The organism is Acinetobacter sp. SwsAc6, assembly GCF_013391565.1.
Taxonomy (GTDB): domain Bacteria; phylum Pseudomonadota; class Gammaproteobacteria; order Pseudomonadales; family Moraxellaceae; genus Acinetobacter; species Acinetobacter cumulans.
The window spans coordinates 1-13,788 of record NZ_JACAXE010000011.1; the positions used below are offsets into that span (position 1 = coordinate 1).

A 13,788-nucleotide genomic window follows, 5' to 3' on the forward strand; every position below is an offset into this window, starting at 1 on the left:
GGTGCGCAAGTGCTGACCGGTGGTGGTGAACGCCAAGAAGTTGGTACAGGCTTCTACATCGAACCAACCATCTTTAAAGGCAACAACAGCATGAAAACTTTCCAAGAAGAAATTTTTGGGCCCGTACTTGCTGTAACCACATTTAAAGATTTCGATGATGCCATCAAGATCGCCAACGACACGATTTATGGCCTTGGCGCAGGCGTATGGTCACGATCAGCACATACTTCATACCGAGCAGGCCGTGCGGTTCAAGCCGGTCGCGTATGGACCAACTGCTACCATATCTATCCTGCGCATGCGGCCTTCGGTGGCTACAAAAAATCAGGCATCGGCCGTGAAAACCACAAAATGATGCTCGACCATTACCAACAAACCAAAAACCTGTTGGTGAGCTATTCTACTAAACCTATGGGCTTCTTCTAATTGAGTTAGTCTATGGTTAAACCCTAAAAAGCGAACTTCGGTTCGCTTTTTTATTTGACCTGTTTAGAAGCTATTCAATTCTCTATAGCGCAGCTTCCACAAAATGCAGATGGTCAACCCCCCAATACATTTCATCTGCTACAAACCACGTTGGTGCACCAAACACCCCACGATCAATCGCTTCTTGTGTGACCGCCTTCAGCTCAGATTTCACCTTTTCATCTTCTAGCCACGCCTGTACTTGAGTGACTTCAAAACCTAATTCTTGCGCTAAATTCATCAGCTCTGTCACATCATTTAAATTACGTGGCTGGCCAAATATCGCATCAAACAGCACAGTCAAAACCCGTTGAAACTGCGCTGGCTGATACAACTGCACAGCAGTCAGCAGACGCATTAGCATTAAGGTATTGATTGGAAAATAAGGATTCATCTGTACCGGAATATGCCACAGCTTAGCCCAGCGCTGTAAATCAATCATCGAATAGCGTGCCTTGGCTGGCACAGCCATTGGACTGTTATTCCCAGTCGCTTTAAAGACCCCTCCTAATAACATCGGTTTCCATATCATTTCTGCCTGATGTTGCTCGGCAATCTGCTGTATACGGTGAAACCCCAAAAAGCTATATGGGCTACCTAAATCAAAATAAAATTCAATCTTGCTCATTTTCAAAGTCCTCGTCATTTTATGTGTCCATTCAATTCTTTTTATATCCTTACCAGCGCTCCATCCAGGGTCTGAGGTCTAATTCATGTGTCCATGCATCCCGTGGTTGCTGTGAAAGATGCCAATAATTTTCAGCAATATGTGCAGAGTTTAAAATACCGTCTTGCGCCTTTTTCATATACATCTCAGGAAAGGTATCTTTAATAAAGTCAGTATCAATCGCACCATCGACCACCACATGCGCCACATGAATATTACGGGGGCCAAGTTCTCTCGCCATACTTTGCGCCAAGGCACGAAGCGCATGTTTTGCACCTGCAAAAGCCGCAAAGCCGGCTGCACCACGTATACCCGCCGTTGCACCAGTAAAAATAATCGTGCCACGCTCCCGTGTCACCATGCGTTTCGCCGCTTCACGGCCAGTCAAAAATGCGCCAAAGCAGGCCATTTCCCATATTTTAAAATATTTACGTGCTGTTTCTTCCAAAATACTACAAGGCACATTGGCACCAATATTAAATACCAGCACTTCGATCGGCCCTATTTCAGACTCAATCCGCTCCATCAGCTCAACGACCTGTTCTTCTTTACGCGCATCAGAAGCAAAACCAAATGCCGTGCCCCCCTGCTGTTCAATTTCTTCTATTAGAGGCACGAGCTTATCTGCATTTCTTCGCGTCATGCAGGCTATATAGCCACCGCGGGCAAAACGCTTGGCAATTTCACCGCCAGTCGCATCTCCTGCACCAATGATTAATGCCACGCCCTTGGCTGGATGAGACAGCTGATTATTTTCCATGACGATCCCCTCGTGCTGGATTGTTTTATTCCATGCGCTATCAATATTCTATTAGATAACGATCGTTACTATAACGAATACTATGTTATGATTAAATTATCGTCAATCTTAATTTCAGGGTCGTGCTCATGCGCTACAAACCCGAATACAAACAACAAAAACGGCAAGAATTGCTTCACATCAGTGGCCAGTTAGCAAAACAAAATGGCTTCGCTGCTACAGGCGTAGACAGCTTTATGAAGGTAGCTGGTGTCACCAGCGGTGCGTTTTACTCACATTTTTCGAGTAAGCAAGATTTGTTTAAAGCATTAATAGAAACAGAATTGCAACACAGTTTTGCCCATTGGGAAAATAATCCCCATCAGACGTTAGCAGAATGGGTTGATTTTGAGTTGGACCGTTATTTGACCCCTTCGCATTTAAAACATGCAGATCAAGGTTGTGTACTCCCTGCATTGGCCAGTGAAGTGGCACGCGCCAATGACGACATCAAATATACCTATCAACAAGAACTGCTTCGTGGTCATGCACTGTTTACACAACACTTAGGATGCCCAGATAAAGCTTGGGCTATGCTCTGCCAGCTGGTTGGTGCCATTTTAATTGCTCGTGCGATTCCAGACCCTAGTCTCCAACAGCAGATTCTTCAGGCCAATAAAACCATGATGCGAAATTATCTTCATCATTTGGCACAATAAATTCATATACATGTAAATAACGCTGATCAAGGGTCATTGCTCATAATTACTTTTTCGTAAAGCAGTCATAGCCATCGATACTAAGGGACAAAATGCTGTGCTTTATGCCTTTCCACACTAACTTTGTCATTTTTTATTCTTTTCAATTGCTTAAAGATTATGCATAAAGCGATTCTTTTAAATTCAGCCTGACTTTAAAAATTGGTTCGGACTGTGTATAACAATGGACCTGAAAGGGAAAATGATAAGCATAGGCAAAACGCACAAAAAAACGTTAGACTATGCAACAATCTATATAAGTTTAATGTCTTCACAGAAGACGAAAAAGAAGGTGAAGGCTGATGCCGCTCAATACAGTTGAAGAGCTCGTCGCGGATATTCGTGCAGGTAAAATGGTCATTCTAATGGATGACGAAGACCGTGAAAATGAAGGTGATTTAGTCATCGCTGCCACCCACGTGCGCCCTGAAGACATTAACTTCATGATTACGCATGCACGTGGCTTAGTTTGCCTAACATTAAGCAAAGAGCGTTGCCAACAGTTAAATCTACCACTCATGGTCGATGCCAATGGCGCACAGCATGGAACAAACTTTACATTGTCGATTGAAGCCGCAAATGGCATTTCGACTGGCATTTCACCTGCAGAACGCGCGCACACCATTCAAACGGCTGTAGCTGCACATGCAAAACCAGCAGACATCGTACAACCTGGGCATATTTTCCCACTGATGGCACAGCCTGGTGGCGTATTACACCGTGCAGGTCATACTGAAGCGGGTTGCGACCTGTCACGTTTAGCTGGGCTAGAACCTGCTTCTGTCATTTGTGAAATTATTAATGAAGATGGCACCATGGCGCGCCGTCCAGATTTAGAAGTATTTGCTGAAAAGCATGGTCTTAAAATGGGGACCATTGCCGATCTTATTCACTACCGTATGACCAATGAACAAACGGTAGAACGTTTAGATCAACAAACCCTCGACACAGAATACGGCACATTTGAATTGTTCCGTTACCGTGAAGTGGGTAACCCAGACATTCATTTGGCTTTGGTCAAAGGTGAACCAAAAGCAGGCGTAACTACTGTGCGCGTACATGGCTTTAGCCCAGCACGTGATTTGTTGAAAATCAACAAAAAAGATGGCGAGCCAGCTTGGAACCTAGACAAAGCACTGAAAGAAATTGCCAGCAGTGACCGTGGTGTATTGGTCTGGATTGGTCAGCGTCATTTGCAAGACCTAGGCCCTGCGCTTGAAAGCTTGACCGCACCAAAACCAACCAAATCAAATGCAGCTTTATCTCAGCAATACCAAACCATTGGTGTGGGTGCACAAATTTTACGTGATTTAGGTGTTGAAAAAATGAAGCTTCTTAGCTCTCCATTACGTTTCAATGCCCTATCAGGCTTTAACTTAGAAGTGGTGGAATACATCACCGCAAATCAAACATCTTAAGAAATTATCGAGGTTACTATGGCAGTTCGCCGTATTGAAGGTATGTTACATCTCGCGAACGAAGACCGTTATGCGATTTTAGTTGGTCGTTTTAATAGCTTTGTTGTAGAACATTTGCTAGAAGGTGCCGTTGATACATTGAAACGTCATGGCGTATCAGAGGATAATATCACTGTTGTTCATGCGCCTGGTGCTTGGGAACTTCCTATCGTTGCGAAAAAACTCGCAGCAACAGGTCGTTTTGACGCTATCATTGCACTTGGTGCCGTGATTCGTGGTAGCACACCTCACTTCGACTTTGTTGCAGGTGAATGTGCTAAAGGTTTAGGCGTTGTTGGCCTAGATGCTGGCTTGCCAGTAATCAACGGTGTATTGACTACGGACAGTATTGAACAAGCGATTGAACGCTCAGGAACAAAAGCAGGCAATAAAGGCAGCGAAGCTGCATTGACTGCAATTGAAATGGTTAACTTGTTAAAGGCTATTTAACGCTATGTCGCAAACACTTCAAGCAACTTATGCAGCAAAACGCAAAGCACGCCGTTTTGCTGTACAAGGAATTTATGAATGGCAAATGAGCCACAATCCAGTGCATGAAATTGAAGCGCGTACTCGCGTGGAAAATGCTATGCATAAAGTGGATCTCGGCTATTATCATGAATTGTTGACCGAGGTGGTTGCCAATCATGAAGCATTGGATGCGCTTTTAATCCCTGTGCTTGACCGCGAGTTATCAGCGCTTGATGGCGTTGAACTTGCGACGCTTCGTTTAGGTGCGTATGAATTGAAAGAACATCTTGAAATTCCATATCGCGTCGTTTTAGACGAAGCTATCGAGCTAGCTAAACATTTTGGCGGTGCAGACAGCCATAAATACATCAATGGTGTATTGGATCGTTTAGCGACCACATTACGTGCAGCAGAAAAGCAGCAAGCGAACTAAGTTTTTAAGTCGAATTGTTGTATGGCTGAGTTTTCGATTATTGACACCTATTTTAATCGCAAGAATGTAAATTCTGTCGATTTAGGGGTCGGTGACGACTCAGCCCTGCTCACCCCTCCTCCACAGCAACAATTGGTCATCTGTGCCGATACTTCAGTTGCTGGACGACACTTCCCCTTCGATACAGATCCACATGCCATTGGTTGGAAATCTGTTGCCGTCAATCTTTCTGATATTGCGGCCATGGGCGCTAAACCGCATAGCATTTTACTCGCATTGAGCTTACCCCAAATTGATCATGACTGGCTCAAAGGCTTTAGTCAGGGTTTATATGATTGTTGCGATCAATTTGGTGTGAGTTTAATTGGTGGCGATACCACCCAAAGTCCTCACTTAACCATTACCATTACCGCACTGGGCTGGATTGAAACTGGTCAAGCCATTACACGCTCGGGTGCTCAAATCGGCGACCTCATTTGCGTCAGCGGCACAGTTGGTGATGCAGCTTATGGCTTAAAACACCGTGGGCACCCCTTACAGCAACGCCTAGACTATCCAACACCTCGCTGTGAACTGGGTGAGCAACTCAAAGGCTTAGCCTCGAGCATGATCGACATCTCAGACGGTTTGGCTCAAGATTTGGGACATATTCTCACGGCTTCAAATGTCGGTGCGACCATTGAGTTAGATAAGCTTCCTCTCAGCGAAACTGTAAACAAATTATCTGAACAAGAAAAATTTCAATCTGCATTAGCAGGTGGCGATGACTATGAGTTATGCTTTAGTATCAGCCCTGAAAATTACCAAAAAATTAAACAACAGTGCGTCAATACATCGATTACGATTATTGGACAAATTACCCAAAACTTGGGATTAAATTTATTAAAAAATGGCGTAAATTACTCCATTCAATCTAATGGATATCAACACTTTGCATAAACCTAAAATTCATTTCCAGCGTATGACTTGGTTTGAACGTTGCGTCGTGTTTTGTGGCGTAGGTTTTGGGTCAGGCTTAGCTCCTAAAGCACCAGGGACTTTTGGTTCTGCTTTCGCATTACTGTTTATCCCTGCGTGGCTTGCAATTGGTTTGAATGCCACCATTATTGCTATTGTGCTGATGTCAGTCATTGGAATCTATATTTGTGGCAAAACAGCACAAATTATGGGCGTACACGATGATGGGCGTATCGTCTGGGACGAATTCGCAGGCCAATCCATTACCTTCTTGCCTCTTCTATATTTAGGCAATATGAATTGGATCTGGGCATTGATTGGATTCGGCTTATTCCGGCTCTTTGATGTTTGGAAACCATGGCCTATTCGTGCCATTGACCGTGGCGTCGATGGTGGATTCGGGATCATGCTCGATGACATCATTGCAGGTTTGTGGGCAGCCTTGTGTATTTGCCTATACTTTTATTTCTTATCGATGTGAAGATACTTCTAGGATCAACCATGTCAACAAGCGTTATCATTCTCGCCGCTGGTAAAGGAACGCGTATGCGCTCTAATTTACCAAAAGTCTTGCAACCCTTAGCAGGACGCCCTCTACTGGGACACGTAATTGAAACTGCAAAAAAACTCAATGCAGCCAATATTATTACGATCTACGGTCATGGTGGCAGTTTGGTTCAAGAGGCTTTTACTCAAGAACACATTCAATGGGTCGAACAAGCTGAACAACTCGGTACAGGCCATGCGGTAAAAGTAACGCTCCCCGTCTTACCAAAAGAAGGCCTATCGCTCATCCTTTCAGGTGATGTGCCATGCATTACGCAGCAAACCCTGCAAAAGCTACTCGACGCATCTCAATCTTCTGGTATTGGCTTAGTCACTTTAACTGTTGCTGATGCAACAGGCTACGGCCGAATTGTACGTGAAAACGGTAAAATTCAAGCGATTGTAGAACACAAAGACGCTTCTGAAGAACAACGTAAAATTAAAGAATTCAATACGGGCATTTATGCTGTGAGCAATGCCAAATTGCACGAATGGCTTCCACGCTTAAATAACAATAACGCGCAAGGCGAATATTACCTGACCGATATCGTTGCCATGGCGATTGCGGATGGCTTAGAAGTCGCATCTGTAGAACCAGAGCTTGCTTTTGAAGTTGAAGGCGTCAATGACCGCGTACAACTGGCTGCCTTAGAACGTGAATTTCAAATATTCCAAGCAAAACAGCTCATGCAACAAGGCATACATTTGATTGATCCGAGTCGTTTTGATTTACGTGGCAATCTCACAGCTGGCAAGGATGTACGCATTGATATCAATGTGATTATCGAAGGTGATTGCGAGCTTGGTGACAATGTGGAAATTGGTGCAGGCTGTGTAATTAAAAACACCAAAATTGCGTCAGGCACCAAAGTTCAACCTTATAGCGTATTTGATAGCGCTGTCGTAGGTGAATATGCTCAAATTGGGCCTTTCGCACGTTTACGCCCAGGGGCAGAATTAGCCAATGATGTGCATATTGGCAACTTTGTTGAAGTCAAAAATACTAAAATTGGCCTCGGTTCTAAAGCCAATCACTTCACTTACCTCGGCGATGCAGAAGTAGGTGCAGGCTCAAATATTGGTGCAGGCACGATTACCTGTAACTATGATGGTGCCAACAAATTTAAAACCATTATTGGCGATGCAGCCTTTATTGGTTCAAACAGCTCACTCGTTGCTCCTGTTACCATTGGCAATGGTGCAACAGTCGGTGCGGGTTCAACAATTACCCGCGATGTTGCTGACAATTGTTTAGCTGTAGAACGCTCTAAACAATTTGCCAAAGAAAATTATCAGCGTCCGCAAAAAATTAAGAAATAAGAGGTCAAAATTATGTGTGGCATCGTAGGCGGCATTGCTGAACGCAGCATCACTAATATTTTAATTGAAGGCTTAAAACGCCTTGAATACCGTGGCTATGACTCTGCAGGTCTAGCCCTCATCAATTCAGGTCATGTACTACGCGAACGTCGCGTGGGTAAAGTTGCGAATCTTGAAGAGGCGGTTAATCAATCACAAATTTCAGGTTCACTTGGAATCGCACATACCCGCTGGGCAACACACGGCAAACCAACTGAAAATAATGCGCATCCACATATTTCTGGTACGGTTGCGGTTGTACACAACGGGATTATCGAAAACTACCAAGAGCTCAAAGATGACTTAGAAGCTTTGGGCTATGTGTTTACCTCACAAACAGATACTGAAGTTGTGGCACATTTGGTGAATGATGCACTGAAATCCACACCGAGCTTACTCGAAGCTGTACGCCAAGTTGTACCACAGCTGAAAGGTGCTTATGCGCTTGGTATTGTCCATACAGATCACCCAAATGAATTGATCACGGTACGTGAAGGCTCACCACTGGTGATTGGTGTCGGCTTTGGTGAAAACTTTATTAGTTCAGACCAATTGGCACTCCTGCCTATTACTAATCGCTTCATTTACCTTGAAGAAGGTGATATCGCGCGCCTAACACGTACCAGCATTGAAGTATTTGTAAATGGCAACCGTGTAGAACGCCCAATTAAAGAACTTGATGCGACTGTCAGCAATGCATCAAAGGGTGAATATAAGCATTTCATGCTCAAAGAAATTTATGAGCAACCCGAAGCAATTCAGCAAACCATCTCTCAAGCCTTAAATGGCAATGCATTACGCTCAGATTTCTTACAAGAAGCTGAAGCTGACTTTGCGAAGATCCAACAAGTGCAAATCATTGCCTGTGGTACCAGCTACCATGCGGGTATGATTGCAAAATATTGGTTTGAACAGCTCATTGATGTACCTTGCCAAGTCGAAATTGCCAGCGAATTCCGTTATCGTTCACCTGTGATTGTAAATAACACACTCTATGTGTGTATTTCACAATCTGGTGAAACAGCAGATACTTTAGCGGCACTTCGTGATACGCAAAAACGCGCTCTCGCAAAAGGCCTAGACATTACAACCATGACGATTTGTAACGTTGCAACATCGTCTATGGTGCGCGAAACCAATCACAGCTTGCTGACACTTGCAGGCCCAGAAATTGGTGTTGCATCAACCAAGGCCTTTACCACACAGCTCGCTGCCTTAATGTTATTGACCTTAAAAATTGGTCAAATCAAGGGCAATATTTCAAATCAAGCAATTGAAGAAATTACAGCTGAGCTATGGCACCTTCCAAAAGTTATTTTAGATACTTTACAAAATAACGAAGAAATCCTTCGCCTCTCTGAACTGTTTAAAGAAAAACAACACTGCCTATTTTTAGGCCGTGGTACGAATTTCCCAATTGCACTAGAAGGCGCATTGAAACTGAAAGAAATTTCATATATTCATGCCGAAGGTTATGCTGCAGGCGAACTCAAACATGGCCCATTGGCTTTGGTTGACAATGACATGCCTGTCGTGATTCTTGCACCGCAAGATGACATGTTGGATAAATTAAAATCTAACATGGAAGAAGTTCAAGCACGTGGCGGTGAGCTCTTTGTTTTTGCTGATGAAAACAGTGGCATCAAAAATAAAGATCGCCAACATATTGTGAATGTGCCAAACATTCATGCTCTACTGGCTCCAATTGTTTACAGTATTCCTGTGCAACTGTTGTCATACCATGTTGCTGTTTTACGTGGTACAGATGTAGACCAGCCACGAAACTTAGCAAAATCCGTAACTGTTGAATAACAAAAAGGCTGACGTTGTCAGCCTTTTTCCTAACTACAATTTGAGAACTTTATATGACAACCTTAACTTGTTTTAAAGCTTATGACATTCGTGGAAAACTTGGGGAAGAATTAAACGAAGACATCGCCTATAAAGTAGGCCGCGCCTATGGTCAAATTTACCAACCTAAAACCATCGTGGTCGGCTGTGACATTCGCTTAAGCAGTGAAGGCTTAAAACAAGCAACCATCAAAGGCCTGAATGATGCAGGCGTCAATGTGCTTGATCTTGGTATGACAGGGACTGAAGAAGTCTACTTTGGTGCATTCCATCTTGATGTACAAGGGGGAATTGAAGTCACTGCCAGCCATAATCCTATGGATTATAATGGCATGAAATTGGTGCGTGAAAATTCACGTCCAATTAGCGCTGATACAGGCTTAAAAGAAATTCAAGCTTTAGCTGAAGCTGGTGTATTCAATGAAGTTGAGCATAAAGGCACGACAGAAAAATACAATATTTTGCCTGAATTTGTAGAGCATTTGATGGGCTATATTGACCCAGCAAAAATTCGTCCATTAAAACTGGTGGTCAATGCGGGGAATGGTGCAGCAGGCCATGTAATTGATGCCATTGAAGAAAAATTCAAAAGCCTCAATGTGCCTGTAGAATTTATTAAAATCCATCATGAAGCGGATGGCACATTCCCCAATGGTATTCCCAACCCACTCCTAGTTGAAAACCGTGACAGTACACGTAATGCAGTACTTGAACATGGGGCAGATATGGGCCTTGCCTGGGATGGTGACTTTGACCGTTGCTTCTTATTTGATGAAAAAGGTCAATTTATTGAAGGCTATTATATTGTTGGCTTACTTGCTCAAGCATTTTTGCTCAAGCAAGCAGGTGAAAAAATTGTGCATGACCCACGCCTCGTATGGAATACCGTGGACATCGTAGAACAATATAAGGGCCAAACTGTACAATCAAAATCAGGGCATGCATTTATTAAACAAGTGATGCGTGAACAAAATGCGGTATATGGTGGCGAAATGTCTGCACATCATTATTTCCGTGATTTTGCTTACTGCGACAGCGGCATGATTCCATGGTTGTTGGCTGTTTCAGTATTGTCTGAAACGCAGCAAACACTGTCTTCTTTAGTAGAAGGCATGATTGCAAAATTCCCTTGCTCTGGCGAAATCAACTTTAAAGTACAAGATACACAAGTGACGATTCAAAAGATCTTTGAGTTTTTTGCAGCACAAAATCCTGCGATTGATAAAACTGATGGCATTAGCCTCGATTTTGGCAACTGGCGCCTAAACGTGCGCGCTTCGAATACTGAGCCACTGTTACGCCTAAATATCGAAACAACAGCATCGAAAAATCCAGAATCTATTCAATACTATGTTGATCTACTTACCCAGCTCATTGAAGCTTAATTGATAGCAATAAAAAAGAGCCTTTCGAGGCTCTTTTTTTCTAGCTTAGGATTGGTAACCTTGTGGGTTCTGCTTTTGCCAGTTCCAACTGTCTGCCAACATATCTTCTAATCCATATTTCGGTTGCCAGCCTAATTCTGCAACAGCACGCGCATTATCCGCAAATGAAATTGCTACATCGCCTGCACGTCGTGGTGCAAATTCAAACGGGATGGTGATTTGATTCACTTGCTCAAACGTATTTTTAAGTTCTAAAACAGAAGAACCTGTACCCGTACCAATATTCCATGCACGACAACCTGTCTGATGCAGACGATTATTCAGCGCACATAAATGCGCATTGGCCAAATCGACCACATGAATATAATCACGTACACCAGTCCCGTCAGCGGTTTCATAATCATTGCCAAAAATAGACAACTTTTCCCGGCGACCAACAGCTACTTGTGTCAAATAAGGCATTAAGTTATTAGGAATGCCCTGTGGGTCTTCCCCCATTTGACCACTCTTATGTGCGCCAACAGGGTTGAAATAACGCAACAAGGCAATCGACCAGCGCTCATCTGCTTCAGCTAACTTTTGTAGCATTTGCTCAACAACCAACTTGGTATAACCATAATTGTTATTTGGCATGCCCGTTGGCATTTCTTCATTTAAGGGCGATACATTCGCTTCATCATAAACCGTAGCCGATGAACTAAATACCAGCTTATATACGCCTGCTCGCGCCATGGCTTGTACTAAAGAGATAGAACCCGCAATGTTATTATCAAAATACATCGCAGGAAATTGTTGGCTTTCGCCTACGGCTTTTAAGCCAGCAAAATGAATGACTGCATCAATTGTATGCTGCTCAAATAATGTATCCAAAACCTGAGCATCGCGAATATCACCCTGTACAAAGTCTAAAGACTTTGATGCAATATTCTGCACACGCACTAAGGCCTCTTCAGCACTATTGGATAAATTATCTAAGACTACAACTTCATGACCAGCGCAAAGAAGCTCAACACAGGTATGTGAGCCAATATAACCTGCACCACCCGTCACTAAAATCTTAGCCATTCTTTTTTCCTAATAAAATCTTTAACAAACCTTGTGTCGAAGAATCAAAGTGAGAAACATCCTCTGCTTCACGATTTAAAATCGGCAAAAGGTGATTGGCAATTTCTTTACCCTTTTCTACACCCCATTGATCGAAAGCATTGATATTCCACAAGACTGATTGTACAAATACTTTGTGCTCATATAGCGCAACTAACATCCCTAATGTATACGGCGTTAATTGATCCAATAACACGGTAGTACTCGGTTGATTTCCAGCATATTGCTTATAAGCAGGTAAATTTTCAAGTTCTGTTTGATCTAACACTTCATTACCAAAGGCAAGTAAACGAGACTGTGCCAAGCAGTTAGAAAGTGCTAAATGATGCTGTTCAACCAAGGCATCAGCATTATCAATATAAGTAAATTGATTTGCATTATAACGATGTACAGGAGCAATAAAGTCACAACTTACTGCATGAGTACCCTGATGTAACAGTTGATAGAAAGCATGTTGTGCATTTGGCCCCACCTCTCCCCAAATAATCGGGCAGGTATCCACTACAGCTTTTTCACCTGTACGCTGTACAGACTTACCATTTGATTCCATTTCGAGCTGTTGCAAATACGAGGCAAAATACTTCAAGCGCCCATCATAAGGTAAAACCGCATGCGTCTGAATATCTAAGAAGTTATTATTCCAAACACCTAAAAGTGCCATCAACACTGGAATATTTTGCTCAAATGGTGCGGTTTGAAAATGTTGATCTATTTCAAATGCGCCAGCCAGTAAGTCTTTAAAATTTTCCACACCTACTGTTAATGCAATAGGTAAACCAATGCAAGACCATAGAGAATAACGACCACCTACCCAATCCCAAAGTAAGAATTGATTGTCTTCTCTAATTCCCCATTCGGTCATTTTGTCAGGTTTTGTTGAAACACCCACAAAATGGCACTGCAATGCACTATCAGATGCTTTTAGAGTGCGTTGCAACCAGCATCGAGCTGTTTGGGCATTAGAAAGTGTATCTATCGTTCCGAAGGATTTTGATGAAATTATAAATAAAGTCGTCTCTGGGCGCAGTTGGTGCAATAAATCAGAAAGCTGACTCCCATCCATTGTAGAAACAAAATGGACTTTCAGATCTTTTGCCGTTTGCACTTTAAAATCAGTTAAAGCGTGTGAAATCATGAGTGGGCCTAAGTCTGACCCACCTACACCAATATTCACTACATCTCGAATCACTTCACCAGTCGCACCACGATATTGACCAGCATGAATTCGCTCTACCAATTCATACATTCGATCCAATTGACCATGTACTTGTTTTGCAAGTTGTGGATGCTCATGACTATTTTTAGGTAAACGCAATGCCCAATGCATGGCAGCACGTTTTTCGGTGTAGTTGATTTTTTCTACCGAAAATAGACTTTGAATCCAATCTTTTAATTGATGAGATTTTGCATAAGCAATCAGTTGCTCAAATACTTTGCCATTGACACGATGCTTACTAAAATCGAAGCACAATTGGTTGATATGAATTGAACATTGCTCAAATCTTAATGGGTTTTTTGCAAATAGTTGACTTAAATGCGTTTCTTTTTGATTGTCCGCTAAAGCCTTTAGCTTCGTATAGATCATATGTGAATCTT

General features: G+C 42.8%; 14 protein-coding genes. 10 read left to right on the forward strand and 4 right to left on the reverse strand.

The window, feature by feature from the left end; genetic code table 11:
- The coding region (locus HYG93_RS09335) for an aldehyde dehydrogenase family protein (RefSeq protein WP_178962390.1) at positions 1–426 on the forward strand (426 nt) is incomplete at its 5' end.
- Positions 427–508: 82 nt separating this feature from the next.
- On the opposite strand, the gene HYG93_RS09340 is transcribed toward HYG93_RS09335, so the two are convergent.
- On the reverse strand, positions 509–1,093 hold the full coding sequence (locus HYG93_RS09340) for a 2-hydroxychromene-2-carboxylate isomerase (protein ID WP_178962392.1): 585 nt from the start codon (positions 1,091–1,093) through the stop codon (positions 509–511).
- A 49-nt stretch (positions 1,094–1,142) separates the two neighbouring features.
- Positions 1,143–1,892 carry an SDR family oxidoreductase gene (locus HYG93_RS09345; RefSeq protein WP_178962394.1) on the reverse strand — a complete coding sequence of 250 codons (750 nt, stop codon included), beginning with the start codon at positions 1,890–1,892 and terminating at the stop codon, positions 1,143–1,145.
- A 128-nt stretch (positions 1,893–2,020) separates the two neighbouring features.
- Here HYG93_RS09345 and HYG93_RS09350 point away from each other — a divergent pair, with 128 nt between their 5' ends.
- From HYG93_RS09350 to HYG93_RS09390, 9 genes are all read left to right on the forward strand, one after another.
- Complete coding sequence (locus tag HYG93_RS09350) at positions 2,021–2,590, forward strand: TetR/AcrR family transcriptional regulator (RefSeq protein ID WP_178962395.1); 570 nt, start codon at positions 2,021–2,023, stop codon at positions 2,588–2,590.
- A 341-nt stretch (positions 2,591–2,931) separates the two neighbouring features.
- Positions 2,932–4,047 (forward strand): bifunctional 3,4-dihydroxy-2-butanone-4-phosphate synthase/GTP cyclohydrolase II, encoded by a 1,116-nt coding sequence (gene ribBA, locus HYG93_RS09355; protein WP_106985580.1) that lies wholly within the window; start codon positions 2,932–2,934, stop codon positions 4,045–4,047.
- 18 nt (positions 4,048–4,065) lie between these two features.
- On the forward strand, positions 4,066–4,536 hold the full coding sequence (ribE, locus tag HYG93_RS09360; protein WP_067731440.1) for a 6,7-dimethyl-8-ribityllumazine synthase: 471 nt from the start codon (positions 4,066–4,068) through the stop codon (positions 4,534–4,536).
- 4 nt (positions 4,537–4,540) lie between these two features.
- Complete coding sequence (gene nusB, locus HYG93_RS09365; protein ID WP_106985581.1) at positions 4,541–4,990, forward strand: transcription antitermination factor NusB; 450 nt, start codon at positions 4,541–4,543, stop codon at positions 4,988–4,990.
- Between the two features lie 21 nt (positions 4,991–5,011).
- Entirely contained in the window at positions 5,012–5,929 is a 918-nt protein-coding gene (thiL, locus tag HYG93_RS09370) for a thiamine-phosphate kinase (protein WP_106985582.1), read from the forward strand.
- Positions 5,907–6,428, forward strand: a complete 522-nt coding sequence (locus HYG93_RS09375) for a phosphatidylglycerophosphatase A (RefSeq protein ID WP_106985583.1) — start codon at positions 5,907–5,909, stop codon at positions 6,426–6,428. Before thiL ends, HYG93_RS09375 begins: the two co-directional genes overlap by 23 nt.
- A 20-nt stretch (positions 6,429–6,448) precedes the next feature.
- Positions 6,449–7,813 carry a bifunctional UDP-N-acetylglucosamine diphosphorylase/glucosamine-1-phosphate N-acetyltransferase GlmU gene (glmU, locus tag HYG93_RS09380; RefSeq protein ID WP_106985584.1) on the forward strand — a complete coding sequence of 455 codons (1,365 nt, stop codon included), beginning with the start codon at positions 6,449–6,451 and terminating at the stop codon, positions 7,811–7,813.
- 12 nt (positions 7,814–7,825) lie between these two features.
- Positions 7,826–9,664, forward strand: coding sequence for a glutamine--fructose-6-phosphate transaminase (isomerizing) (glmS, locus tag HYG93_RS09385; protein WP_106985585.1), 1,839 nt, complete (start codon positions 7,826–7,828; stop codon positions 9,662–9,664).
- Between the two features lie 53 nt (positions 9,665–9,717).
- On the forward strand, positions 9,718–11,088 hold the full coding sequence (locus HYG93_RS09390; RefSeq protein ID WP_106985586.1) for a phosphomannomutase CpsG: 1,371 nt from the start codon (positions 9,718–9,720) through the stop codon (positions 11,086–11,088).
- Positions 11,089–11,133: 45 nt separating this feature from the next.
- Here HYG93_RS09390 and galE read toward each other — a convergent pair whose 3' ends face one another.
- Together galE and pgi are read right to left on the reverse strand one after the other, a co-directional pair.
- Positions 11,134–12,153 carry a UDP-glucose 4-epimerase GalE gene (gene galE / locus HYG93_RS09395; RefSeq protein WP_106985587.1) on the reverse strand — a complete coding sequence of 340 codons (1,020 nt, stop codon included), beginning with the start codon at positions 12,151–12,153 and terminating at the stop codon, positions 11,134–11,136.
- On the reverse strand, positions 12,146–13,777 hold the full coding sequence (gene pgi / locus HYG93_RS09400; protein WP_256733422.1) for a glucose-6-phosphate isomerase: 1,632 nt from the start codon (positions 13,775–13,777) through the stop codon (positions 12,146–12,148). Before pgi ends, galE begins: the two co-directional genes overlap by 8 nt.
- Between the last annotated feature and the right edge of the window lie 11 nt (positions 13,778–13,788).